This window comes from Lactimicrobium massiliense (assembly GCF_900343155.1).
Lineage (GTDB): Bacteria > Bacillota_I > Bacilli_A > Erysipelotrichales > Erysipelotrichaceae > Bulleidia > Bulleidia massiliensis.
Genome location: NZ_OUNG01000004.1, coordinates 222,736 through 247,437, shown reverse-complemented (window position 1 = coordinate 247,437; position 24,702 = coordinate 222,736). Strand labels below are relative to the sequence as shown.

General features: G+C 47.5%; 23 protein-coding genes. 18 read left to right on the top strand and 5 right to left on the bottom strand.

Annotated elements, in window-relative coordinates; translation table 11 throughout:
* Window positions 1-75: 75 nt before the first annotated feature.
* Complete coding sequence (locus DHU66_RS09120) at window positions 76-1,371, top strand: PTS sugar transporter subunit IIC (protein ID WP_108775641.1); 1,296 nt, start codon at window positions 76-78, stop codon at window positions 1,369-1,371.
* A gap of 15 nt (window positions 1,372-1,386) precedes the next feature.
* Window positions 1,387-2,193, top strand: coding sequence for a ChbG/HpnK family deacetylase (locus DHU66_RS09115; protein ID WP_108775640.1), 807 nt, complete (start codon window positions 1,387-1,389; stop codon window positions 2,191-2,193).
* 78 nt (window positions 2,194-2,271) lie between these two features.
* Here DHU66_RS09115 and DHU66_RS09110 read toward each other — a convergent pair whose 3' ends face one another.
* Both DHU66_RS09110 and DHU66_RS09105 read right to left on the bottom strand, forming a co-directional pair.
* Entirely contained in the window at window positions 2,272-3,327 is a 1,056-nt protein-coding gene (locus tag DHU66_RS09110; RefSeq protein WP_108775639.1) for a ribonucleotide-diphosphate reductase subunit beta, read from the bottom strand.
* A 13-nt stretch (window positions 3,328-3,340) separates the two neighbouring features.
* Entirely contained in the window at window positions 3,341-5,854 is a 2,514-nt protein-coding gene (locus DHU66_RS09105) for a ribonucleoside-diphosphate reductase subunit alpha (RefSeq protein ID WP_108775638.1), read from the bottom strand.
* A gap of 147 nt (window positions 5,855-6,001) precedes the next feature.
* Here DHU66_RS09105 and DHU66_RS09100 point away from each other — a divergent pair, with 147 nt between their 5' ends.
* Window positions 6,002-6,772 (top strand): ZIP family metal transporter, encoded by a 771-nt coding sequence (locus DHU66_RS09100; RefSeq protein WP_108775637.1) that lies wholly within the window; start codon window positions 6,002-6,004, stop codon window positions 6,770-6,772.
* A 64-nt stretch (window positions 6,773-6,836) separates the two neighbouring features.
* Window positions 6,837-7,502: a CpXC domain-containing protein gene (locus DHU66_RS09095; protein ID WP_167836346.1), complete on the top strand. Its 666-nt coding sequence runs from the start codon at window positions 6,837-6,839 to the stop codon at window positions 7,500-7,502.
* Window positions 7,503-7,581: 79 nt separating this feature from the next.
* Here DHU66_RS09095 and DHU66_RS09090 read toward each other — a convergent pair whose 3' ends face one another.
* A complete protein-coding gene (locus tag DHU66_RS09090) occupies window positions 7,582-8,511 on the bottom strand; it encodes a hypothetical protein (protein ID WP_108775635.1) in 930 nt (309 codons plus the stop codon).
* A gap of 125 nt (window positions 8,512-8,636) precedes the next feature.
* On the opposite strand from DHU66_RS09090, the gene DHU66_RS09085 reads away from it, so the two are divergent.
* The 10 genes from DHU66_RS09085 (at window position 8,637) to DHU66_RS09040 (ending at window position 20,609) form a co-directional block, all read left to right on the top strand.
* Entirely contained in the window at window positions 8,637-10,502 is a 1,866-nt protein-coding gene (locus DHU66_RS09085) for a diguanylate cyclase (RefSeq protein ID WP_108775634.1), read from the top strand.
* 300 nt (window positions 10,503-10,802) lie between these two features.
* Entirely contained in the window at window positions 10,803-11,216 is a 414-nt protein-coding gene (gene rpsL, locus DHU66_RS09080; RefSeq protein ID WP_108775633.1) for a 30S ribosomal protein S12, read from the top strand.
* 20 nt (window positions 11,217-11,236) lie between these two features.
* Entirely contained in the window at window positions 11,237-11,707 is a 471-nt protein-coding gene (rpsG, locus tag DHU66_RS09075; protein WP_108775632.1) for a 30S ribosomal protein S7, read from the top strand.
* A gap of 19 nt (window positions 11,708-11,726) precedes the next feature.
* Entirely contained in the window at window positions 11,727-13,805 is a 2,079-nt protein-coding gene (fusA, locus tag DHU66_RS09070; protein ID WP_108775631.1) for an elongation factor G, read from the top strand.
* Between the two features lie 72 nt (window positions 13,806-13,877).
* On the top strand, window positions 13,878-15,071 hold the full coding sequence (tuf, locus tag DHU66_RS09065; RefSeq protein ID WP_108775630.1) for an elongation factor Tu: 1,194 nt from the start codon (window positions 13,878-13,880) through the stop codon (window positions 15,069-15,071).
* Window positions 15,072-15,254: 183 nt separating this feature from the next.
* Entirely contained in the window at window positions 15,255-15,770 is a 516-nt protein-coding gene (gene tnpA, locus DHU66_RS09060; RefSeq protein WP_108775629.1) for an IS200/IS605 family transposase, read from the top strand.
* Window positions 15,771-16,019: 249 nt separating this feature from the next.
* A complete protein-coding gene (locus DHU66_RS09055) occupies window positions 16,020-17,708 on the top strand; it encodes a GspE/PulE family protein (RefSeq protein WP_108775628.1) in 1,689 nt (562 codons plus the stop codon).
* The gene (locus DHU66_RS09050) at window positions 17,705-18,799 is read left to right on the top strand and encodes a type IV pilus twitching motility protein PilT (RefSeq protein ID WP_108775627.1); all 1,095 of its coding nucleotides are present in this window, start codon (window positions 17,705-17,707) and stop codon (window positions 18,797-18,799) included. The genes DHU66_RS09055 and DHU66_RS09050 overlap by 4 nt, the downstream gene beginning before the upstream one ends.
* The gene (locus DHU66_RS09045; RefSeq protein ID WP_108775626.1) at window positions 18,796-20,007 is read left to right on the top strand and encodes a type II secretion system F family protein; all 1,212 of its coding nucleotides are present in this window, start codon (window positions 18,796-18,798) and stop codon (window positions 20,005-20,007) included. The genes DHU66_RS09050 and DHU66_RS09045 overlap by 4 nt, the downstream gene beginning before the upstream one ends.
* 143 nt (window positions 20,008-20,150) lie before the next feature.
* Window positions 20,151-20,609: a type II secretion system protein gene (locus tag DHU66_RS09040; RefSeq protein ID WP_108775625.1), complete on the top strand. Its 459-nt coding sequence runs from the start codon at window positions 20,151-20,153 to the stop codon at window positions 20,607-20,609.
* Here DHU66_RS09040 and DHU66_RS12250 read toward each other — a convergent pair.
* Entirely contained in the window at window positions 20,601-20,750 is a 150-nt protein-coding gene (locus DHU66_RS12250) for a hypothetical protein (RefSeq protein WP_167836345.1), read from the bottom strand. The two genes, DHU66_RS09040 and DHU66_RS12250, sit on opposite strands and share 9 nt — an antisense overlap.
* Before the next feature lie 204 nt (window positions 20,751-20,954).
* On the opposite strand from DHU66_RS12250, the gene DHU66_RS09035 reads away from it, so the two are divergent.
* Window positions 20,955-21,221, top strand: coding sequence for a hypothetical protein (locus DHU66_RS09035; protein WP_108775624.1), 267 nt, complete (start codon window positions 20,955-20,957; stop codon window positions 21,219-21,221).
* Between the two features lie 287 nt (window positions 21,222-21,508).
* A complete protein-coding gene (locus tag DHU66_RS09030) occupies window positions 21,509-22,111 on the top strand; it encodes a hypothetical protein (RefSeq protein WP_108775623.1) in 603 nt (200 codons plus the stop codon).
* Window positions 22,112-22,166: 55 nt separating this feature from the next.
* Here the strand turns inward: DHU66_RS09030 and DHU66_RS09025 are convergent, their stop codons facing one another.
* A complete protein-coding gene (locus DHU66_RS09025; protein ID WP_135358351.1) occupies window positions 22,167-23,030 on the bottom strand; it encodes a hypothetical protein in 864 nt (287 codons plus the stop codon).
* Between the two features lie 314 nt (window positions 23,031-23,344).
* Between DHU66_RS09025 and DHU66_RS09020 the strand changes: the two genes are divergently transcribed.
* Both DHU66_RS09020 and DHU66_RS12690 read left to right on the top strand, forming a co-directional pair.
* The gene (locus DHU66_RS09020) at window positions 23,345-24,478 is read left to right on the top strand and encodes an ABC-three component system protein (protein ID WP_108775621.1); all 1,134 of its coding nucleotides are present in this window, start codon (window positions 23,345-23,347) and stop codon (window positions 24,476-24,478) included.
* Window positions 24,462-24,695: an ABC-three component system middle component 7 gene (locus tag DHU66_RS12690; protein ID WP_108775620.1), complete on the top strand. Its 234-nt coding sequence runs from the start codon at window positions 24,462-24,464 to the stop codon at window positions 24,693-24,695. Before DHU66_RS09020 ends, DHU66_RS12690 begins: the two co-directional genes overlap by 17 nt.
* Window positions 24,696-24,702: the final 7 nt, after the last annotated feature.

Genomic DNA, 24,702 nt, shown 5'->3' with positions numbered 1-24,702 from the left:
CAAACCGGCATGTTTCATGGAACAGTGTTCAATGCTGTTCAGATTGGATGAATCATCATTCAGGAGAGGATAGGAATGAGTACGAAGAAGAGTTTTACGGATAAGCTTGTGGATGTTTCGGCAAAATTTGCCAACATCCGGTTTCTGCAGACGATTCAGCATGCGTTTATGCGGATGCTGCCGGTGACCATCATTGGCGGTTTTGCATCATTGTTCAAGGGAATCAGCATCGGTGGCTATCAGGCATGGCTGCAGTCAACCCCGCTGTATGGCATTCTTGGGGCAATCTATACATTTACGATTGGTATGATGGCAGTCTATGTCGTTACGCTTACAGCATATGAATATGCCGGCTCTTATGGATTGAAAAAGAGCGGCGGCCTGGGCGTAGCAGTGATTGCTTTGGCTTGCTTTCTGATTGTGACGCCGTATACAGAGGCAGCAGATGCCTACAGCAGTGCAATGCTGCCGATGTCATGGCTTGGCTCTGCCGGTATGTTTACCGCTCTGCTCATTGCCTTTGGAACTGGTGCCATCTTCAAGTTCTGTGAAGCAAAGAATCTTTCTGTGAAGCTGCCGGACTCCGTGCCGCCCAATATTGCAGTTCAGTTTACACTTCTCATTCCGGGTATCATTTCTATTATTCTTGCCGGTATTGTCAGAATGATCTTTGCCGCAACACCTGTAGGCTCCATGCAGCAGGCTGTCTATGCCGTTGTTTCCCTTCCTCTGCAGGCACTTGGCGCCAATATCTTTGGCCTGTGGATCATCATGATCGTCATGTATCTGATGTGGTTTCTGGGCATTCATGGCGGCATGACCATCGGACCGGTGATTACACTTCTGTTTACCCAGCTGCAGATGGAAAATCTGGCTGCCTTCCAGGCTGGCCAGCCTCTGCCTCACATGGTGACCGGCACGATTCTGAGCTATAGCAGCGGTTCTCTGCCACTTGTCATTGCTGCACTGATCGTATGCAAATCTACTGCCAACCGTTCGATTACTAAACTTGGTCTGCTGCCATCTCTGTTTGGCGTAGATGAACCCATCTACTTCGGCTTCCCGATGATTCTCAATCCGATATTCTTCATTCCATGGGTAATTCTGACACCATCCATCGCTGTCTGGGGTACCTGGCTGCTGGAAAAAACAGGCCTCATGGGCTATGCGACAGGTGCCACCGCCGGCGGATTCGTTCCTTTCTTTGTCAATAATCTTGTTTCTTATGGCATACGTGGATTATTCTGGGGATGCGTCCTGTTTGCACTGGATGTTGTGATCTATATTCCGTTTGTCAAAGCATATGACAGGCAGATCCAGAAGCAGGAGGCTGAAACGCTGCAGGAAAAGGCAGAAGAGAATGCACAGTAAAGGAGTGAACAGGAAATGAAACTGATTGCACAGTCGGATGATTATGGCATTACACCAGGATGTGCCATGGGGGCTCTGGATGGCATACGTCATGGCATTATCCGTAATACCGGTTTGTTTGCCAATATGCCCTGGGCAAAGGAGTGCGTGGATGAGATTTCTCCTTTCTTAGATCAGATTGCCTTTGGCATTGATCTCAATGCGTCTACTGGTCCTTCTCTGTTGGGACATGAGGCTTTGCCGGCACTGACGAAGGAAGATGGTATGTTCTATGGTTCCCGTGAAAATCGGGCAATGGATACGGATGAAAATGGCCATGACCATCTGGCCGCTGTCTCTGACCAGCTGGAAGCGGAGTTTGAAGCCCAGATTCAGATGTACATAAAGCTGGTTGGCCATACACCGGATTACATTCATAATCATGCCTATGGCACTGCCACAACCATGGCGGTGTCTCAGAAACTTGCTGCGAAGTATCGCTGCATCTGGACAGACAGTGTCATGAAGAAAGAGAATGTGGCGCCTGCCGGTATGGGCTGGTACAAGTTTGGGGCATCTCCTGAAAAGCAACTGGAAGAGGATATGACAGGCTATCTTGTCAGTGATGCTGGCGGCATGCTTTCTTCAGGAAAGGAATATGGATATCTTGTATGCCATTGCGGGTATGCGGATGCCAGAATCTTTGCCTTGTCCAGTTTTAATCTCTGCCGGACAAAAGACCTTGAAGCAGTCACGTCGGATGCAGTTGCGCAATGGGTAAAGGATCATGGAATTGAACTGATTACATTCCGTGATCTGCCCCGTGACTGGGAAGAAAAGTAAGGATATGGAAAAGGAAGCCGTGTATCAGGATATTTCCTGAACACCGCTTCCTTTTTGTCTGCGCCTTTTGCTTTTGCATTACAGCTGATCCAGATCATCCTCAATGGCACTGCTCTTGGCATAGGCTGAGCTGCGTGCTTCAAAGAAGTCTGTCTTGACCTGGTTGGCATCGGCGTACTGTGCGACCCATTTCATGGATTCCGGTTCTTCTTCCAGTCCTGGATACAAAGGTTTCAGATTGATGGATCTGAGTCTGAGATTGCCCAGATATTTGATGTAATCTTCCACCATCTGTTCATTCAGGCCGGGAATTTCATTGCCAATGACATATTTGCCCCATTCAATTTCCTGGCGGACACCTTCGTCGATCATGTCATAGATCATCTGGGTGTTTTCTTCATTGAAAAGCTGTGGTTCTTCATTCTGCAGAATGTGGATGATTTCCATGAACAGCCAGAGATGGGTGTTCTCATCCCGGTTGATGTAACGGATCTCCTGGACAGAGCCTGGCATTTTTCCATTTCTGCCAAGGTTATAGAAGAACATGAAACCGGAATAGAAGTAGATGCCCTCCAGGATGAAGTTGGCGATGCATACCCGCAGGAAGGAGCGCTTGTCCTGGTTTGCGACAAATTCATTGTACAGACTGCCAATGAAGGTGTTTCTCTTTAACAGGTGCTCATCTTCCTTCCACTGATAGAGAATGTTGTCTCTTTCCATCGGTGAACAGATCGTATCCAGCATATAGCTGTATGACTGGCTGTGGATGCATTCCTGAAAGGTCTGGATGGACAGGCACAGGTTGATCTCATTGGCGGTGACATACTGGCTGATGTTTGGCAGATTGGCTGACTGCAGAGAGTCCAGATAGACAAGGAAACTGAGAATTTTGTCATAGGCAGTGCGCTCTGCCGGCAATAGATTCGGGTAGTCGGACTTATCTGGATTCAGGCTGATTTCCTCTGGAATCCAGAAGTTGTTCATGGCATTGCGGTACCAGTCAGATACCCATGGATACTTCAGGTTGTTGAAATCGTTGATGTTGGTGGTGTTGAAGTTCAGCAGTCTTCTGTCTCGTACTTCAGTATCGCCATCTGGATTGAAAAGCGGCTTTCTTTGAATTTTCTCACTCATGCGTTTTCTCCTGTTATGCTGAGCAGCTCTCGCACTCTGATGGATCCAGCGAGCGGGAACGTACATAGTAAATGGTCTTGACCCCAAGCTGATCTGCCAGAATGTACAGTCTTAACAACTGGCTCATCTTGTATTCATTGGTAATCCAGAGATTGAAACTCTGGGCCTGATCAATGTGGCGCTGTCTGACGGCAGCAGCTTTGACAGACCATGTCTGATCAATCTCATGGGCATTCTTGTAATACCACCATGTTTTCGGTGAAAGATCCGGTGCCACTCTTGGCAGAATTGCACCTTTCTTTTCCTCCAGATAGAACCGGTTCATGATCGGATCCAGACCAGCGGAGGATCCCACCAGAATGGAAGTTGAAGATGTGGGCGCTGTGGCCATGACATAGGCATTGCGCATGCCATATTTCTTCACTTCTTCCTTCAGTTTCTGCCATCTTTCACTCGTGTAATTCCTTCTTGCAAAGTATTCACCGCTCTGCCATTCAGATCCTTCAAACAGGGAATAGCTGCCGCGCTCTTTGGCAAGTTCATTGGAAGCTTTGATCGCTGCGTAGCCAATATCCTCAAACACTTTGTCTGCGAATTTGAGATGATCCTCAGATTCCCATTTGATCTGATGCTTTGCAAGCATGTGGTGATAGCCGGAGATGCCAAGTCCAACGGAACGATACTTCTGATTGGTCAGTTTCGCTGCCGGAACAGGATAGAAGTTAAGATCGATGACATTGTCCATCGCCCGGATGGCATCTGCCGTTACACGCTCCAGTTCTTCCTGATCATCCACATTGATATTGCCCAGGCATAATGATGACAGGTTGCATACCACATAATTGCCTGGCTTTGTCGCGGTCACAATCACATTCTCACCATTCTCTGTGGTGATGGTCTGTGAGACAATCTCAGATTCACTCATGTTCTGGGCAATCTCTGTGCACAGGTTGGAACAGTAGATCATGCCGGCATGCTTGTTGGGATTGGCTCTGTTGACAGCATCACGGAAGAAGGCAAACGGTGTGCCTGTTTCCACTGCCGAGCGCAGGATCAGACGCACAATCTCTTTCAAAGAAACCGTACGTTTGCGGATGCGGGCATCATGGACACAATCCAGATACTTCTTTTCCCATTCCTCTCCCCAGCTGTCTTCCAGGGCATATCCTTTTACCATGAAAATTTCATGGGGATCCATCAGATACCAGTTCTGGTTCAGGTTTTCATTGGCCATCTTCCAGAACAGATCGGGATAGCACACAGCCGGGAAGATATCATGTGCTTTCATTCTGTCATCGCCATTGTTTGTTCTCAATTGTAAAAACTCAGGCAGGTCCATGTGCCAGGCATCCAGGTATACGGCGGCAGCGCCCTGGCGTACACCCAGCTGATCAACGGCTACGGCCGTATCATTGATGACACGGATCCAGCGGATGACGCCGCCAGCCGCACCTTCAAAGCCGCGGATGGAACCGCCTCTGGCCCGTACCTTTCCCAGGTACATGCCCATGCCGCCGCCAAACTTGGATACTTCCGCAAAGTTGGAAATGGAAGCATAGATGCCATCAAGCGAATCCGGCACTGTATCCACGAAGCAGCTGGACAGCTGGTGGTATGGCTTGCGGGCATTGGCAAGGGTAGGGGTTGCCATGGTGACCTTATGCAGACTCATCATGTCATAGAAGCGTCTGACAATGGCAAGCCGGTCTTTTTTCTCATTCATGCCTAAATGCATGGCCACACCCATGTACATCTCCTGCGGGGATTCCATCCTGACATGATGGCGGGTGTGAATCACATAGCGCGATAACAGCAGATCGAGGCCAGCCCAGGCAAACAGCTTGTCACGGTCATCATCCATATAACCGGCAAGTGTATCAATGTCTTCTCTGGTATAGGCATCCAGAATGTAGGCACCATAGTAGCCTTCCTTTGTCAGCCAGACAATCTTGTCATAGAAGCTGTGAATGCCAAGCTTGTCTTCTTCTGCTCTGAGATCCTGATGGAACTGGTAAGCCAGCAGCCGACCGGCAATCTTCTCCCAGCGCGGTTCTTCCTTGCTGGTGAGCTCCTCTGCACTGCGGGTCAGCACTCCCATCCGTTCAGAAGAAGATAATTCTTCCTTATCCATGGACTGAAACTTCAATACCAAACGTTTCAGATCATAGTCCCCGAAGTCCTTCTGAATATCAAACAGCACATCATTCAGCTTCTCATCTTTCAGCAGAGAAGACAACTGTAAACGCACATCACGTGCCTCCGTCCGTTTCTGACGATACAGAATATAAGCTTTTGCGACATCATAAAAGCCTTCCTTCATCAGACTCTTTTCCACCGCATTCTGAATCTCTTCCACCGAGGCAGAATCACGGTCATCCAATTCCGCCTCCACAGAAGAAAGAATCGTATTGCCAAGTACATCTGTATATTCCTGATGCATCTGCACAAATGCCTTGGACACTGCATTCTTGATCTTATCCGGCTGATACGCCGTTACTGTTCCATTACGCTTGATTACCTGTTTCATCACCATTTCTCCGATTGCTCCAACAGTATCGAATCTTTGACTTCCCGGCAACAGATTTGACCGTACTGAAAGAGTACGCAACAGAAAGTGAATGATTTGCAAGTCTTCTGTAAAGTACGCATACTAATAGCTGTAAAGGAGCTTTATATGAGTCATATTCTCATTGGTATATTGATACCGTTTCTTGGCACTTCATTAGGTGCTGCGGTTGTGTTTCTGATGAAGAAGCAGATGAGTGAGAAGACGGGAAAGATCATGGAAGGCTTTGCGGCCGGGGTGATGGTTTCTGCTACGTTCTTCTCTTTGCTGGAACCTGCTCTGCGCCAGTCTGAAAGCCTTGGCAGGCTGTCTTTTCTGCCTGCTTCCATTGGTTTTCTTGCCGGAATCGGTTTTTTACTTCTGCTGGATCATGTCATTCCGCATATGCATATGGATGAAAGTACGGAAGGACCGGATGTTGCCCTGCAGTCCAGCACCAAGCTCATCCTTGCTGTCACGATTCACAATATTCCGGAAGGCATGGCGGTTGGCGTTGTGTATGCAGGATACCTTGCCGGCAGTGTTTCTCTGGCATCTGCTCTGGCCCTGGCGATTGGCATTGCCATCCAGAACTTTCCGGAAGGTACGGTTGTTTCTGCACCATTGATGGCAACGGGCATGAAGCGTTCAAGAACATTTCGGTACGGGGTACTTTCAGGTGCCGTGGAGCCGATTGCTGCCCTGTTTACGATCTGGGCAGCAGATCTCGTGGTGCCGATTCTGCCATACTTACTGGCTTTTGCGGCTGGTGCCATGCTGTATGTTGTCGTGGAGGAACTGGTGCCGGAGATGTCGGAAGGAAAGCATTCCAACGTTGGTACGATTTCCTTTGCACTGGGCTTTGTGATCATGATGATCCTGGACGTTGCACTTGGTTAAGATTTGTTTTCCCTGTCGACATGATGTGATGGATTCAGGTATGATGTGGGCAGGAGAAGAGATCATGGAAAAAATCAAGAATGCATATACAACCAAGGTGGCCTGCGGTGCGTGCGGGAAAACAGGTGACTTTACGGTTCATCAGCTGATGGATACGTTACAGGATCCTTTGGCTGCCAGTCATATTCTGGATGGGTCGGCGTTTTACTACAGATGTCCGCATTGCGGTGAGCAGACAGCACTTTCTTATACATGTCTGTTTCACGATGGTTCTAAGAAACTGCTGTATGCACTGGCTGACAAGGATGAAGATGCTGCAAGATTCCAGCAGCTGTTTTCCGGGCAGAAGGAAGATGGTTTCCCGGATGCGGTGCAGGCATGGATCAGTCAGTGTACGTGCCGCATTGTCAGATCAGTTCCGGATCTGCAGGAAAAGATTGTTCTTGCCAGTCTTGGCCTGGATGACAGGGTGATGGAAATGTGCAAGTATACGGCGGTCAGTATTCTGCTGTCTACCAAGCGTTTTGACAACATTGTGCACGCCTGGTTCAATACTGATGGCGACAGGTGGGAACTGGTTGTGGATGATGGGAAAGAGGACCTTGCTTTTGCACAGATGCCAAAGCAGATGTATGAAGATATGGCAAAACAGATGCCGCAATTGAAGAACGACAAAAGTTTTGTGGTGGATGAGGCCTGGGCATCCCGCCAGGCTGGCAGAATGAATTAAAATTTTGAAGATATGGCTGTGTGCTGGTGCATACAGCCTTTTTCGTATGCAAAAACAGCAGCCGCATCTGCAGCCGCTGTTATCTTCTGGTCTTCTTTTCTGCTTCTTCTTTATTGCTGGCAACCCATTCCAGTTCGTATTCACCTGTGCATTCCAGAATGCCGCCGTCAGTAAGGTCGATGCACTCTTCATTTTCATAGTAGTCTTTGACTCTGCCGATGGAATCACGGATATGCAGGCCGTCATCCTTGACTGCCTTTACCTTGTAAATACCTGGTTTCAGAGATCTTGGGATTTCATAGACACCCGGGGTGATGGTGAGCTCATTGTCATTGCGGATGTAGATCAGGTGCTGCTGCTTGTTGTTGGCAGCCGCATTGACTTTGCGGAAGAAACGCTCCCGCATGAAGAACAGATCTGCATGGGCAACCTTATATGTATAGGTATACTTTCTGGTCACCACCTGAATCTGGTCTGTCTCACCGGTATTGCGCTTGACAAAGCCCAGCCGGTGGCAGTTGATAAACTTCTCAGACAGGAAGTACAATGCGACTTCACTTTCATACAGCATGCCCTTGACTCTCTGCAGATCGCTGCGTGAGGTGTCTTCCGGTGCATCGGCCAGGTTGACAATATCCTTGCGCTGAATATCCGCAATGGAGGCTACGGCGTTGGCAGCAGGAATCTCACTCTTTTTTACAGTCATCTCGGCTTCGACGGCATTGATGCAGTGTTCTCCCTCATGCATCATCACCCGCGGCAGGGGATAGAACCTGGCAATGGCCGTGCCGGGATCATGTGTTTCCAGATAGGCATCCATGATCATATCGCGCAGATTGGGGTGAGCTGTTACCAGCTGCTGGAACAGGTCAAACTGCACGGGAAGGCCGTACGACTGAATGATCGCGCGGCAGTTTTTGCAGATATGATGGCCGTCTGAAAGACGGATTGTTCTGCCGAAGAGCCCGCCGCTTTCTTTCAGGCAGAAATCGCAAACGTTTTTAGCCATGGAAACACCTCCGGTCTACATTATAACGATTGCTGTCAAGCTTGAAAAGCAGACAGCATTGTTTACTTCATGATACAGCAGAATCGAAGCGTGCTATACTAAAAACAAGAAGCTGTGGGGGAAACATGACATATAAGGTTGCGTTTCTGACATTTGACTGGAATTACATGATGATGACCGGTCTTCTGAAGGGAATCAGGACTCGTCTTGGCAGGGAGAAGGACGTCCGTTTTTACGTGTTCAATGCGCTTGCACGCTATCTGGATGAGCAGATAGAGGAAGGTGCTCTGGAGATTTTCAATCTGTGCCATCTGCAGGATTATGACGGCATTCTGCTGCAGGGAAACAGTTCCTGGCCGGTTGCCCAGAGACAGCGTATTGTGGATGCGGCCTATGCGCTTGGCATTCCGGCTGTCTCGGTGAACTATCCGCTTGATCATGCTGTGTATGTGGGTACGGATAACTATGGAGCCATGTTTGAGATGGTGAAGCATGTGATTCAGGTTCATCATGCCCGCAGGCTGTATTATGCCAGTGGCCTGCAGAGCTCGTACGAGTCTCAGCAGAGGGAACTGGGATTTCTGGATGCCTGCCGCCAGTATGGCATAGAGGATGCCATGGTTGTCAGCCATGGCTGGCAGGAACCGGATGGGGCAAAGGCGGCGGCGTTCTGTCTGGCCAATGGTCTGCCGGATGCCCTGATCTGTGCCAATGATTCCGCTGCCCGCGGAGCCGCTGACTGGTTTGCGGCACATGGCATCAGGATCCCGCAGGATATTCTTCTGACGGGGATTGACGGCCAGAATGCCAGTGATGAAAAATTTCCGCAGATTACAACGATGTTCCGGGATTATGAGAAAATCGGAGAACAGGCGGCTGGTGTCATCATATCGTTGATGAAGGAAAAGAAGAAGATTTCTTCTGTCTATGTGCCTGCCCGTCTGGTCCTGCATGATTCCTGCGGGTGCAATAGTGAACAGGAGGATCCGTCATATCTTGTCAATGCGTATGGTGTACTGATGCGGGAGGCTCACCGCTTTCTGCGGATACAGTCGCATGATCTGCCGGCACTGTCGGCAGCTGCCAACCTGGTGGAGCTGCTAAAGGAACTGGAGAAGGAAGTCAGTCATGCCGGTCTGAATCATCTTGCATTATTGCTGGATCAGAGCTATCTGGAGAATTATGAGAATCCGGACAACTGCCGTCATTACAGCCATACACTGAGTCTGGCGGCATGGGCACCGGCCAAGGATCAGACCATTGCGCCGGATCCTGTTACCCATATCTATACACAGGTGGAATCGACTCAGATTCTGCCTGAAGAAATGCTGCAGCTGAGCAACTTCTATCTGGTGCTGCCACTCCGCAGCAACCGTCTTGCCATTGGCATAGTCGTGCTGCCGGAGATACCAGAGATGATGGAGTATGGCTTCCTGGCCATGTATCTGTCAATGATTGAAAATGCACTGGAGAATGTGCGGCGCAAAGTGGTGATGACAAAGCACAATCAGCTGCTGGATGATCTGTATCTTCATGATTCTCTGACGGGATTTTTCAACCGGTTTGGACTGGAGAAGTATGGCAGTATGCACTATAAGGAAGTGCTGGCAAAGTATGGAAGAGCGTATGTTGCCTTTATTGATATTGATCATATGAAGCAGATCAATGATACGTATGGCCACAAGGCAGGAGATGAAGCAATCAGTACGGCAAGCCAGATCATCCGTCTGGCAGTGGACAGAGATGCTTTTGTGATGCGCTATGGCGGTGATGAGTTCGTGGCAGTCTGTCAGGCACCGGTCAAAGAGGCTATTGAGAAGGTGTGTGCTTCTGTACTGAAGAAAGAAAAGACCAGACTGAAGGGACTGAGCGTTGGGGAGGTATGCATAGAGGATGCAGTGCCTCTGGATCAGGCCATTGCCCGGGCAGATGACTATATGTATCAGACCAAGCACAGTCATGACGGTATGGTTGTCAATGTAGCCAGATAATCACTGGAGCAGCGATTATCTGGCTTTGTGCTGTTTCCGCTTTATTGTACTGCCCCTGTGAAAAGCCAAAACAGCGATGCTTCATGCAAACCAATTCTCGCAATAGTGCTGCTGCACTGCGTTTTGCAATTTAGAATCGTTTGCTGTTTCATCAAAAAGTGCTTGACGGGGGGCAGGGAAACAAATAGAATTGATTCGCTTAGTGAAAACGAGCTTTACGTGTGCGTAAAGCTTATATTTAGGCTAAGAGGCGGCACACTTGGTTGTGTGTGCATGAAACAAGATGGAAGGAGATTATAGATGCCTACAATAAACCAGTTGATACGCAAAGGGCGTACCGATAAAGTTTACAAGTCAAAGTCCCCGGCTCTGAACAGAGGTTTCAATACTCTGCACAGCCGTCCGACAAAGCTGAGTTCCCCGCAGAAGAGAGGTGTCTGCACCCGTGTTGGTACAATGACACCGAAGAAGCCTAACTCTGCGCTTCGTAAGTATGCCCGTGTACGTCTTTCCAATGGTATGGAAGTGACTGCTTATATTCCGGGTGTTGGTCACAATCTGCAGGAGCATTCCGTGGTTATGATCAGAGGCGGCCGTGTCAAGGACCTGCCTGGTGTTCGTTATCACATTATCAGAGGCACTCTGGACTGCGCTGGTGTTTCTGATCGGAATCAGAGCCGTTCTCTGTATGGTGCTAAGAAGCCGAAGAAGTAATAGATAGGAGAAGATAGAATATGCCAAGAAAAGGTTATGTAGCAAAGCGCGACGTACTGCCGGATCCGATCTATAACTCCAAGCTGGTCACAAAGCTGATCAACAGAATCATGCTGGATGGCAAGCGTGGTACGGCTCAGACAATTCTGTACGATGCATTTGCAGATATTGAGAAGAAAACGGGCGAGAACCCGATGGAAGTATTTGAGAAGGCTCTGGGCAATGTGATGCCGCAGCTGGAACTTAAGGTCCGCCGTGTTGGTGGTGCCAACTATCAGGTTCCGGTTGAAGTCAGTGCGGAGAGAAAGCTGACTCTTGGTCTTCGCTGGATTGTCAACTATGCGCGTCTGAGAAATGAGAAGACGATGGAGCAGAGACTGGCAAATGAGATCATGGATGCGGCCAATGGTACTGGTGCTTCTGTGAAGAAGAAGGAAGAGACACACAAGATGGCTGAAGCAAACAAGGCGTTTGCTCACTATCGCTGGTAATTGAGGGAAGGAGCTAAAAATGCCCAGAGAGTTTCCATTAAACAAGATTCGTAACATTGGCATCATGGCCCACATCGATGCCGGTAAGACAACAACTACTGAGCGTATCCTTTATTACACAGGTAAGATTCACAAGATCGGCGAGACACATGATGGTGCTTCGCAGATGGACTGGATGGCCCAGGAGCAGGAAAGAGGCATCACGATTACTTCGGCTGCGACAACCTGCCACTGGAAGGACTGCCAGATCAATATCATCGATACACCAGGCCACGTCGACTTCACTGCTGAGGTTGAGCGTTCTCTGCGTGTTCTGGATGGTGCGGTAACAGTTCTTGACTCCAAGGCTGGTGTTGAGCCGCAGACTGAGACTGTCTGGAGACAGGCAACTGAGTACAAGGTTCCGCGTATCGTATTCTCCAACAAGATGGATGCGACTGGTGCTGACTTTGACATGAGTGTCAGGTCCATCGGCGATCGTCTGGGTGCCAAGGCTGCTGCAATCCAGATGCCGGTTGGCAAGGAGAGCACATTCCGCGGCATTATCGACCTTGTTACAATGAAGGAAGAGATGTACGAGAATGACCTTGGCACAAACATCAAGGTTGAGGATATTGAGCCTCAGTTCCTTGACAAGGCCAAGGAGATGCGTCAGACCATGCTGGAGGCAATTGCCGACTATGATGATGATCTGATGATGAAGGTTCTGGAAGGTGAAGAGCCGACCGTTGAAGAAATCAAGGGTGCGATCCGCAAGGGTGTTCTGACTTCTGAGTTCTTCCCGGTTCTGTGCGGTTCTGCCTACAAGAACAAGGGCGTACAGATGCTGCTGGATGCCGTTGTTGACTACCTGCCTTCTCCGGTGGATGTTCCGGCTATTGTCGGCCATCTGGAAGATGGTACTGAGGAAGACAGAAAGCCTTCTGATGATGAGCCGTTCAGTGCTCTGGCATTCAAGATTGCGACTGACCCGTTCGTCGGCCGTCTGACATACTTCAGAGTATATTCCGGTACTGCTACTGCTGGTTCCTATGTGCTGAATGCATCCAAGGACAAGCGTGAGAGACTGGGCCGTATCGTGCGTATGCATGCCAACCACAGAAAGGATATTACTGAGGTTTATGCCGGTGATATCGCTGGTGCTGTTGGTCTGAAGTACACAGGTACAGGTGATACGCTGTGTGATGAGAATCATCCGATTATTCTTGAGTCCATGGTCTTCCCGGATCCGGTCATTCAGATGTCCGTTGAGCCGAAGACAAAGGCTGACTCCCAGAAGATGGATGATGCTCTGGCTAAGCTGGCTGAAGAGGATCCTACTTTCAAGACATACACGGATGAAGAGACAGGGCAGACCATCATCGCTGGTGTTGGTGAGCTGCAGCTGGATATCATCATGGACCGTATGAGAAGAGAGTTCAAGGTCGAGGCTACTGCTGGTGCACCGCAGGTTGCTTACCGTGAAACCATTACCAAGGAAGCTGAGGTTGAAGGCCGCTTCATCCGTCAGTCCGGTGGTCATGGTCAGTATGGTGACGTCTGGATTCGTTTCTCCCCGAACCCTGGCAAGGGCTTCGAGTTCGAAGATGCTACAGTAGGTGGTTCCGTTCCGAAGGAATTCATCAAGCCTACTGAGCAGGGTCTGGAAGAAGCACTGCCGAATGGTCTGGTTGCAGGCTATCCGGTTGTAGATATCAAGGCTGTGCTGTTCGATGGTTCCTATCACGATGTCGACTCTTCTGAGCAGGCATATAAGATCGCTGCTTCTCTGGCACTGAAGGAAGCTGCCAAGAAGTGCGGCCCGACCATTCTCGAGCCGATCATGTCTGTTGATATCACTGCCCCGAGTGAGTACCTTGGTACCATCATGGGCGATGTCACAAAGAGACGTGGTCAGATTCGTGAGCAGGAAGAGACAGGCAATGCAATCAAGGTTAAGGCATACATTCCGCTGGCATCCATGTTCGGCTATGTAACGGATCTGCGTTCGTTCACACAGGGCCGCGGCATCTATACGATGCAGATGGATCACTATGAGGAAGTGCCGAAGAACATTGCTAAGGAAATTATCGAGAAAAACAGCACTGCTTCTAAGTAATGATTGATTTTAAAAACTGTATAAATTAGAATACATACAGGCTGACTAAAAAACCAGGAGGATAAAAGTATTATGGCTAAGGAACATTTCGACCGTACGCTGGAACATGTCAACATCGGTACTATCGGCCACGTTGACCATGGTAAGACAACACTGACAGCTGCGATCACTAAGTATCTGTCCGAGCATCCGGAAGATGGCAAGGCCGTATTTGAGGCTTATGACAAGATCGACGGTGCACCGGAAGAGAAGGCTCGTGGTATTACGATTAATACTGCACACGTTGAATATCAGACAAAGAAGAGACACTATGCACATGTAGACTGCCCAGGTCATGCTGACTATGTCAAGAACATGATCACTGGTGCAGCGCAGATGGATGGCGCTATCCTCGTTGTTGCTGCTACTGATGGACCGATGCCTCAGACTCGTGAGCACATTCTGCTCGCCCGTCAGGTTGGTGTTCCGAAGATTGTCGTATTCCTGAACAAGTGCGACATGGTTGATGATGATGAGCTCATCGACCTGGTTGAGATGGAAGTTCGTGAACTTCTGAATGAGTATGGCTTCGATGGCGATAACTGCCCGGTTATCCGTGGTTCTGCTTATCAGGCTCTGCAGGGTGATCCGAAGTGGACACCGGCTATCAAGGAACTCCTTGATGCTGTTGACACATACATTCCGGCTCCTGTTCATGAGTTCGACAAGCCGTTCCTGATGGCTGTCGAGGATGTCTTCACGATCACTGGCCGTGGAACTGTTGCTACTGGCCGTGTTGAGCGTGGCAAGCTGAACATGAACGATGAAGTTGAGATCGTTGGTCTGAAGCCGACCATCAAGACTGTCGTTACTGGTATTGAAATGTTCAGAAAGACTCTGGATTATGCTCAGGCTGGTGACAACATTGGTGCTCTGCTCCGTGGTGTCAACCGTGACCAGGTTGAGCGTGGACAGGTTCTGGCTAAGCCGGGTTCTGTTACTCCTCATACAGAGTTCAAGGCTCAGGTTTACGTTCTGACAAAGGAAGAGGGCGGCCGTCATACACCGTTCGTTTCCAACTACCGTCCGCAGTTCTATTTCAGAACAACTGACGTTACCGGTGTCATCACTCTGCCGGAAGGCACAGAAATGTGCATGCCGGGCGACAACGTCGAGATGACAGTCAACCTGCTGGCTCCGATCGCTATCGAAAAGGGAACACGTTTCTCCATTCGTGAAGGCGGCCGTACAGTTGGTTCCGGAAACATCACTGAAATCATTAAGTAAGTGATACAGAAAGATGCCGAAAGGCATCTTTTTTGTTATGCGTAGGAGCGCTGTTGAGCACCGAAGAGGTGCGAAACAGAAAACCTCCCGCTATGCGGGAGGAAGGCCGGTGCTTCTTATAGAAAGAAGCACCCCATCTATCTAGAATGGTGATTGTCCAAGTCACGATTCTAGAAAGATGAGGTGCCAAATACGGCTAACAAATATGATTCATTAGCTCACACGAAATATTACTGCGTATATCATGTCGTGTTCACTCCGAAGTATAGAAGAAAAGTAATTTATAATCAACTGCGCCCAGATATCCGGGATATCATAAAACTGCTGTGCAAATACAAAGGAGTGGAGATTCTGGAAGGGCATCTGATGCCCGACCACGTACATCTTCTTTTGAGTATCCCTCCAAAGTACTCTGTATCACAGATCATGGGATACATCAAAGGAAAGTCCTCGCTTGAAATATTTGATAAGCATGCGAACCTGAAATACAAATATGGGAACAGACATTTTTGGGCGGAAGGATACTATGTGAGCACAGTAGGGACCAATGAATCCACAATACGCAAATATATCCGTGAACAGGAAAGCGCAGATATCGCAAAAGATAAGTTAAGCGTAAAGGAATATGAAGATCCATTCGGAGAGGATAAAGAAAACAGAAAGCCGAATCCGAATCGGAAGACAACAGCGAAGTCATGAGTAAAAGAGCCCGTTTAACGGGCATGCGAGAGAGTTAAACTGCAATCGTGGCTTGAACATTGAAGATGCGAAAGCCAGCGCCTTAAGACGCTGGCTAGTAATAAAGCCTTATAGGCTTAGGACAAACCGCCCGTTTTACGGGCGGTCATGATTGTGTTTTTCCAATCAGGCGGCTTGCTGGCTGGGTTATAATCCTGTTTTGGTGTATATTCTTACTGTACAATTTGTCAGGTTCTTTGGAGGTCTGCCATGAAGAATAAGAGACTTGGTGAAATGCTCGTGGATGCCGGTGTGCTGACCAGCGAGCAGGTGAATAAAGCATTGGAGCTGCAGAAGGGTACTGGGAAGCGTCTTGGTACGGTATTGATTGACAATGGGTTTATTACGGAGTCACAGCTGATTGAGACGCTGCGTATGCAGCTGGGCATTGAGTTTGTGGATCTCAACAAAGTGAAGATTGATCCGTCTATGGCACAGGTTGTGCCCCGTAATATTGCCAGGGCGTATCGTGTTGTCCCGGTCAGGATTGAGAACAGTCAGCTGTATCTGGCAATGGAGGATCCGCTGAATTTCCGTGCGCTTGAAGTGGTGCGTGAGGCGACCAGACGCAAGGTTGTGCCGATGATTGCCTACAGCAATGCCATCAGCCGTGCCTTGAGTGTTTTGTATGAGAATGAAGGTGCAGCCCTTGCCATCAAGGAGATGAGTGAGGAAAGAGGACTGACGATTGGGGCTGCTGCGGATGAAAAAGAGGTGCAGGATGAGGCTTCGTCGGCACCGACTGTCAAGCTTGTCAACAGTATTCTGGAGCGCGGCTTTGATGAGAAGGCAAGTGATATTCATGTGGAGCCGCATGAGGAGAATATGACAGTGCGGATTCGTGTGGATGGCCATCTGCAGGAGATTCTGACGATTCCTTCACAGCTGCAGTCTGCAGTTGTTTCCCGTTTCAAGGTCATGGCCGGCATGAATATTACGGAGCGCAGAATTCCGCAGGATGGACGTGCCCAGTTCCGCCGCAGCAATGGCCAGACCATTGATCTGCGTCTGAATACAATGCCCACGATCTTTGGCGAGACGGTTGTCATCCGTATTCTGTGGCGCGATGCGGCAACGCTGACAAGAAAAGGCATTGGCATCACAGATCGTGACAATGCCAAGTTTGACCGCATCCTGCATAATTCCTCCGGCATGATTCTGATTGTTGGTCCTACCGGATCTGGCAAGACAAGTACGATGTATACGATGATTCAGGAATTGAATAAACCGGATATCAATATGATTTCTCTGGAAGATCCGGTGGAATACCAGATTGAGGGTGTTACCCAGGTCGCAATCAATGAGAAAGTGGGACTGACTTTTGCAAGTGCCCTGCGTGCATGCTTGAGACAGGACCCGGATGTCATCTGTGTTGGCGAGATCCGTGATGGAGAGACAGCTGAGATTGCGCTGCGGGCAGCTATGACTGGCCACCTTGTGCTTTCTACGATTCATACCGAGGATACGATCAGTGCGATTGACCGTCTGCGTGATCTTGGCATTGAGCCATATCTGATTGCGTCCAGTGTCAGAGGCATCATCTCGCAGCGTCTGGTCAGACGCATCTGTCCAAACTGCCGTACGCAGATACAGCCGGATCCATATCTCTGTGATCTGGCCGGCATCAAAAATCCGTCCCAGTTCAGATTCTATAAGGGCAAAGGTTGCCACATGTGCTTTGGCTCCGGTTATAAAGGCAGAACAGGTGTGTTTGAGATTCTGCCTGTGAATGCAAAGATCCGTGATGCAATTGCCAGAGGGGAAAACAGTACGGAGCTGCGTGAGGTGATTGCCAGTCAGGGTGATTTTGTACCGATGATTGCCAATGCCCGTGATCTGGTTGAAAATGGCGTGACAACGCTGGATGAAGTTGTGCATCAGGTGGTGACGGTAGAATGAAGTCGCTGGAACAGATTGTTGCTTTGGCAAAAGAGAAGGGTGCTTCTGATATTCATATTGCGGCGGGAGTTCCTGTCAAGCTGCGCATTGACGGCCAGCTTGAGAATATGGATGATGAGATTGTGACTGGTCAGGATTGTGATGACTATGCCAGACTGCTGGATCCAAAGGGGTTTGATGGCATCAGCGGGATTGGTGAGAGTGATGGTGCCGTGCAGATTGATGGCAGCCGGATCAGAATCAATCTGTACCGGACGGATGGATCGATGTCACTGGCACTGCGCCTTCTGGCTGACCGTATTCCACAGCTGAAGGAGCTTGGACTGCCGCCGGCAGTAGACAGCTTTGCGTCCATGAAGAAGGGGCTGATTCTTGTGACTGGGGAAACCGGATCCGGCAAGTCTACAACGCTGGCCGCCATCCTGAATCAGATCAACCACACAAGGAAAGAACATATCATCACCCTGGAAGATCCGATCGAATATGTCTATGCACCGGATCAGTGCCTGATCTCACAGCGTGAGATTGGCAGGGATACGCAGTCATGGACAGATGGACTGAAATCGATTCTGCGTGAAGATCCTGATATTATCCTGATTGGTGAGATGCGGGATGCGGCCGCAATGGAAATTGCACTGACGGCAGCAGAAACAGGACATCTTGTCTTTTCTACCGTGCATACCAATGGTGCTGTGGATACGGTTGACCGTGTTGTTTCTGCTTTTCCGGCTGAGCGCCAGGAGGAAATACGCGTCCAGCTGGCTTCTGTCCTGAAAGCAGTACTGTCCCAGCAGCTGCTTGTCAGAAAGTCTGGACATGGCAGAGTGGCTGCCTGTGAGCTGATGATGGTAAATGCGGCAATCCGCAATCAGATCAGAGATGGAAATACCCCGCAGATGCAGTCTTCACTGCTGGCTTCACGCAGTATTGGCTCACTGTCCATGGACAACTGTCTGCTGGACCTTGTCAGAAAGGGCATGATCAGTGCTGAGACAGCTGTGGAGAATGCTGTGAATCAGGAATATGTACGCAAGAGTGCAGGCATGAGCATGTCCTTTGTGAAACAGACACAGATGGGAGGATTGCGATGATATCGTACAAATATACAGCCCAGTCAAGAGATGGCGCCAGGGTATCCGGCGTACTGGAAGCAGTGGATGAATACGCTGCTGTTGCCAGCATCAAGCAGGAATATCCGATTGTTCTTTCGATCTCAGAAGTAAAGCAGGGTGGACTGAGCGGCATCCTGAACAAGGAAATCAATACCAAGATTGACCACAAGGCACTGAGTGTCATGTGCTCCCAGTTTTCGATTATTCTGACCTCCGGGGTGGCTATTGACAGGGCAATCATGATGGTAGCGGAACAGACCAGGGACAAGAAGCTGAAGAAGATGCTGACAAGCTCAGCAAAGGATGTAGCCCAGGGATCAACCATGGCCGATGCCTTTGAGAAGAACTGTCCCCAGATGCCGGTATTGTTTATTGAAACAATACGGGCAGGTGAACTCTCCGGTACCATTGACCATGCCTTTGCGACCCTGCAGGATTACTATGAGAAAAGCTACAAGGTCACGCAGAAAATCAAACAGGCAATGTCCTATCCGATCTTTGTCATGGTCGTGGCCGTGATCGTCATTGCCATTGTCATGATCTTTGTCATGCCGACATTTATCTCCACCTTCCATGATCTGGGTGGTGAACTGCCAACCATGACCGTGGTCCTGATTCATATTTCCAACTTCTTCGCCAGATGGTGGCCCATCATCCTGGCGGTGATCCTGACAGCCATCGTTGGCTTCAAAATCGCAGTTTCAACCGAAAAAGGAAGGCTGTGGTGGGCAAAGCATAAGCTGAAATCTCCCATCGTGGGCAATATCAACACCCTTCAGGGCGCAACCCAGTTTGCAACGACGATGGCAGCCCTGACCCAGGCCGGTATGACCGTATCAGATTCTCTGCGCATTACAGCCAAGGTCATGGACAACTATGCCCTGCAGAGAGATGTAGCCCCCATGGCAGAACAGGTTGAAACCGGCCACACCCTTGGCGAAGTCATAAAAGAAAGCAAATACTTCCCACAGGTACTGGATGAAATGACCGCCGTTGGTGAAGATACCGGCGAACTGGGCAAGACACTGACAACCATTGGCGATTACTACACCAATGAGTACAACTATGCCGTCCAGAAAGCCATCAGTAAGATTGAACCGACCATGTTAATCATCATGGCCTTCATCGCCGGATTCATTGTCATCTCCCTCTATCTGCCAATGTTTACCATGTACAATTACATGTAAGACATTGTCTGATAATATTACAAAATACTCAAATTATCCATTATCTGTGATTGAACGTCACAAGTATAAATGCTAGCATTACAGTGAAGAATCTCTACTGCTACAGGAGGGATTCCACGAACAAAAACAAGGAGAGGATTATCATGAACAATTCAAGAAAGAAAAAGGGTTTCACACTCGCTGAGCTGCTGATTGTCGTAGCTATTATCGCCGTATTAGTTGCTATTTCTATTCCGATTTTCTCAGCACAGCTGGAGAAGAGCAGAGATGCTGTTACTCTGTCTAACATTAGAGCGGCTTATGCTGAAGCACAGTCAGCATATCTTACAGGATCTAACGATGGTGCTAATGTAGTATATACTCCTAAGAAAGCAGCTGAAGGAGGTAAACCTGCTTCTGATGCAACTGTAGTTGTTAAGGGTGTTGAATCCAAGGGTACAAAGACTGGACTCGATGGCTCCAATAATCTTCCAATTCCGAAAGATTCACAGGAAGCTCTTGCAAATGCAATGGGTGGTACTGCAGGCAAGTTTGATTTAACATTCACGTATAGTGATGATGGTTTATCCAAGGTTGAGGCCGCTACTTCAAAATCAAATTAAAAAGGTACTAAAATTTTCATTAAAAAGCTCATCTTCCTTAACCGGAGGATGAGCTTTTTCTATGTCTTCCTTCATTTTTATGAAAATGTTAGCTTCTATCAGAACATCCAGCCGGCTCTGATTTTGCTCGACTTTTGCCATAATGTGTTCCACGATTTAAAAATCCGCGCACACACTTTTATGAAAAGGTGTGATTTCAAAGGCCTATTAACGCGAAAAGGTGTGATGAACCAGTTTCCCTTGTCCACAGTATCCAAGGGGTGAAGGTCGGCATTGGGCGTATTAGTAGCCATCAGCATTCCGATTTTCACATCTCAGCTTGAGAAGGCAAGAGAGGCGACAGATATGGCTAATATCAGAGCAGCATATGCTGAGTGTTCAACAGCAGTGCTAACAGAAGATAGTACTGGTAAAGCAACATATGATTCTACAAAGAAGTCTGCATCTGAAGAGATTACTCTTACTCAGAAGAAAGCAGGATGGACAGGAACAAACGCAGAAACAAAGATCGCCGGGCAGGATATAGCAACTGTTCTTAGTCCAACAGGGACAAAGACAAGTGCTACTGTAACTGTTGATAGCGCCGGCAAGTTAACAGTAACTGAAAAGTAAGTTTTATACTAAGGCTCATCTTCCTTAACAGGAGGATGGGCTTTTTCTTTTTGCTATTTATTCCTGTACCCTGATCATTTGGCGTAAATGTACATTCAGCAAATAACCTTTTCACGGAAATGCACATTATTCCACTGAGTCACTTTGCACCCGAAAAAATGTGCCGGATTTGAACAGAATATTATGGCAAAAAGAGACAAACGAATGGCAAAAAGCAGTAGGGAAAGATTGTTGCCGGTCCTTAATCCAACAGTTATACTCAAATTATCTGAAGGTGATCATTGCATATGAAGATTAATCAAATAAGAAATTGGTCCGAAGTTGCTGAAGATAATATTGACCGGATCAAACTTACATCTGACCAGATTCACTTTATAACAAGTATGTTTTCAGAGAAAAGATATATAAGAATTGATGATGGAAACAATTGTCTGGATAATATTGAATCAGCATTGGATTGTTGGGCTGGATGCACTTATGTTGGAGAAAGAAAAGAGGCAGCATTGTCATCTGCTTTCCAAAACTTCTTTGATGTATTGTATGCATTCCTTATCATTGATAAGGATTATGCGCCGTTTCCAATAAAGGAATTTACGACCGGAGCTCTGTATAAAGGAACGCTATATCGGTACCTTGGACATGGAGAAGGATCATCTGATAAGGAAAGCGTTGTAAATCCAGAGTGTGATGGAGTATGGGTTTCCTGGAGTAAAAATAAGGATAATAGTTATTTTAACGGCAAGCTTTACGGACCGATGACACAGGTGGTTTGCAATACCGGAGACAAATATGGAATTGATCTTTCTGCGCTAAATATTTCACGTGGCGAAGAAGCAGAAGTGGTTTTCCCAACATTAAAAGAATGCATTATCAGTGTTCAGTATTTATGAAACTAATAAAAGAGCAGCAGATAGGCGGTGAAACCTATCTGCTGCTCCGATTCAATTAATCCTGATTGAAAAATTCGTCTGCCAGCTTTTTGATTTTCTTCAAATAACGATATGTGGTATTGATGTTGTAACCATGCTTTGCGGCGATCTTGGCTGCATCCAGGCCACAAATATTATCTTCGTAGATCGTGCGGAGCTTCTTCTGGTGATGAGCAAGGTACTCTTTAAACTCATCTTCCATCACATGTGCCATTGCCGTTCCGGATGTTGTATCGTCCGTTGAGGGTTCCCAGTTTGTATCTGTCATCATATCTTCGAGATATACGTCGTCTGCAGTGACGTTATTAAGATTGCCATAGCAAGTGCAGCGACCTTCCTCGTACGCTTTCCAGCAGCTGGTCTCTCTGCAGATAATTGGATATCCATTTTTTCCGGCAACCAGGCATTTTGATTTGCGCTCTTCACGTTTCTGTTCAGCTTTTTCATCCGCGATGAGTGCGTTGTATTCAATGTCTCTGACCGGCACAAGATAAGCCATTCTCGTCTTGCAACCTACCTTCCAAGGTCTGATAAGAGCAGGATCGAAGCCATAAGACTTATACATATTTGGCTCAATGCCATCAAGCTCCATTGGATACATTGTGTATCCATCTGCACAGATGAAACATGTGGTTCCATCAGCTTCTTCGATGATGGTTACAGTTGTTCTAATTGTCTGATGATCGTCCTCATAAAAATTAATTTGTCTCTGTTTTGCCATGATTGACGCCTCCACTTCGATGGACCGAAATGGAGATGCCAAGACAGAAAGAACGGCAGGGCGCACTAATCCTGTCCGACTTGGAACAATGCTCCATTTCGGGTAGTTAGTGGTCTTGCCGTTCACTGGCTTTTGACCTATGTCATATTCAGTTGTCACCTTTGCTATCGGCTATGAACACCCGTTTATGTACACTCGGGGAGTCGCAGTTCAGATGAGACGGTTTAAAGTCGATGTCCGGGACAATGAGACGAGATTTTTGTTTGCTAACAATAAGTTTGCAAACGCATATCTTTAGATTGCGACCAGTATTGTTAGCTGGTATTATTGATCTAAGTATTGATAGCCCTTACATTGGGCTGCTTGCCTGCCCCTCATCTCATGATTTCAGTATAAGAAATGCTGAACTTTCATGATTCGTGACAGGACAAGTTAGTACAAGGTTGTACAAGTTTAAGTGGGAGGGACACTGGGTGTCGGACTTAAAAACAGAATTTGCGGAGTTTGTAAGCAAATTGGCTCCTTACTATCAAAAAACGAAAGAGAAACCTGAGAGCTTCGCTAAGAGGCTTCTTTCATCCGTGTATTTAGAAGAGGATGATAATGATTCGAATGAGCTCCTCCCTCGGACTTATAAGAGTTACTACTATGGAGATAGCAACATAACAAAGCCTGCAAAAATCATTCTGAAGTCACCTGATTTCGCAAATTTTGAAAACTTCATTGAGACAGATAATGAAGATACTCAAGAATATCTTTGCCAGGTATTTGAAAAGGAATGCCCAGGAATAAATAAAGATAATTATCCTGTTAAGATCTCTAACTATTACAAAGCATTAGTTGAGCGAGCAGGAAAGGGACGCAGAGCAAAAAACCCTACTGCTGAATCCGTTACAAAAGAAGCGGATCTCAAAGAAAAATATGGTGCAACACTTGTTGCTGAAGAGAATGGTCATTGCCCGGTTAAAGGCTGTCCTAATAGTTTGTTCATTCATTCAGATGGCAATTCAATTGAAAATTATGAGGTTCTTGTTATAGATCCATCACTTTCAAAAAATAAGCAGCATAACTTGATTGCCTTGTGCCCGACCTGTTCACGAAAATATCTACTTCAAAGGTCAGCAGATCAAATTCTGCAGATGAAAGAATTAAAAAAAGAGATTCTGCAAAATGCTAAATTGCAAGAATCTCTCGCTGATGAAAAAATTGAGGACGAGATTTGTGCGGTTTTAGATGCCATTCCGAATTTAACTCAAGCAAAAGATGTTGACTTAAATTACACGCCAGTGGCATTAAAAGAAAAGATTGATTCTCAAAATGTAATGCTCTTAAATCGTGCAAAGGCACATGTGGATTTATATTTCACGCCATTAAATGAAAAGTTTAAAGAGCTTGAGGCAACGCGAAAATTTCATTATGAACGATTCTGCACGCAGGTCCGTTTCATGTATTTTAAATTTCGAGATCAAGGGATGGATCAATTGACTATTTACAACTCAATGGTTACATGGCTTAAGCAAGTGACTAACGGAGACGAATATTGCTGCGCGATAGTTATTTCTTATTTTATAAAGGATTGCGAGGTTTTCGATGCTCCTACCAAGTAAATTATTTTCATATCAGGAAAGCACATTATCCAAGCTACCGGTCATATTAAAGCAATTAAAGAAAAGGCCGATGGGAGTTAAAGAATTATATGGTGCTGTAAAAAAAGACATTCGAGACACAGATGAATTTTTGGAAATACTAGATTGCCTTTTCGTCTTGGATGCAATTGATTATGACGATGTGCGGAGGCAGCTGATTTATGTTATACAGAATTGAATGCGAT

What these genes read in the sequence shown, in the direction of transcription:
- rpsG (WP_108775632.1), top strand. Translation starts at nt 11,237, where the DNA reads ATGCCAAGAAAAGGTTATGTAGCAAAGCGCGACGTACTGCCGGATCCG.
- DHU66_RS09040 (WP_108775625.1), top strand. Translation starts at nt 20,151, where the DNA reads ATGAACAATTCAAGAAAGAAAAAGGGTTTCACACTCGCTGAGCTGCTG.
- DHU66_RS09115 (WP_108775640.1), top strand. Translation starts at nt 1,387, where the DNA reads ATGAAACTGATTGCACAGTCGGATGATTATGGCATTACACCAGGATGT.
- fusA (WP_108775631.1), top strand. Translation starts at nt 11,727, where the DNA reads ATGCCCAGAGAGTTTCCATTAAACAAGATTCGTAACATTGGCATCATG.
- DHU66_RS09110 (WP_108775639.1), bottom strand. Translation starts at nt 3,327, where the DNA reads ATGAGTGAGAAAATTCAAAGAAAGCCGCTTTTCAATCCAGATGGCGAT.
- DHU66_RS09055 (WP_108775628.1), top strand. Translation starts at nt 16,020, where the DNA reads ATGAAGAATAAGAGACTTGGTGAAATGCTCGTGGATGCCGGTGTGCTG.
- DHU66_RS09090 (WP_108775635.1), bottom strand. Translation starts at nt 8,511, where the DNA reads ATGGCTAAAAACGTTTGCGATTTCTGCCTGAAAGAAAGCGGCGGGCTC.
- DHU66_RS09095 (WP_167836346.1), top strand. Translation starts at nt 6,837, where the DNA reads ATGGAAAAAATCAAGAATGCATATACAACCAAGGTGGCCTGCGGTGCG.
- DHU66_RS12690 (WP_108775620.1), top strand. Translation starts at nt 24,462, where the DNA reads ATGCTCCTACCAAGTAAATTATTTTCATATCAGGAAAGCACATTATCC.
- DHU66_RS12250 (WP_167836345.1), bottom strand. Translation starts at nt 20,750, where the DNA reads ATGGCAAAAGTCGAGCAAAATCAGAGCCGGCTGGATGTTCTGATAGAA.
- DHU66_RS09035 (WP_108775624.1), top strand. Translation starts at nt 20,955, where the DNA reads ATGGCTAATATCAGAGCAGCATATGCTGAGTGTTCAACAGCAGTGCTA.
- DHU66_RS09045 (WP_108775626.1), top strand. Translation starts at nt 18,796, where the DNA reads ATGATATCGTACAAATATACAGCCCAGTCAAGAGATGGCGCCAGGGTA.
- DHU66_RS09100 (WP_108775637.1), top strand. Translation starts at nt 6,002, where the DNA reads ATGAGTCATATTCTCATTGGTATATTGATACCGTTTCTTGGCACTTCA.
- DHU66_RS09105 (WP_108775638.1), bottom strand. Translation starts at nt 5,854, where the DNA reads ATGAAACAGGTAATCAAGCGTAATGGAACAGTAACGGCGTATCAGCCG.
- rpsL (WP_108775633.1), top strand. Translation starts at nt 10,803, where the DNA reads ATGCCTACAATAAACCAGTTGATACGCAAAGGGCGTACCGATAAAGTT.
- DHU66_RS09030 (WP_108775623.1), top strand. Translation starts at nt 21,509, where the DNA reads ATGAAGATTAATCAAATAAGAAATTGGTCCGAAGTTGCTGAAGATAAT.
- DHU66_RS09085 (WP_108775634.1), top strand. Translation starts at nt 8,637, where the DNA reads ATGACATATAAGGTTGCGTTTCTGACATTTGACTGGAATTACATGATG.
- tuf (WP_108775630.1), top strand. Translation starts at nt 13,878, where the DNA reads ATGGCTAAGGAACATTTCGACCGTACGCTGGAACATGTCAACATCGGT.
- DHU66_RS09120 (WP_108775641.1), top strand. Translation starts at nt 76, where the DNA reads ATGAGTACGAAGAAGAGTTTTACGGATAAGCTTGTGGATGTTTCGGCA.
- DHU66_RS09050 (WP_108775627.1), top strand. Translation starts at nt 17,705, where the DNA reads ATGAAGTCGCTGGAACAGATTGTTGCTTTGGCAAAAGAGAAGGGTGCT.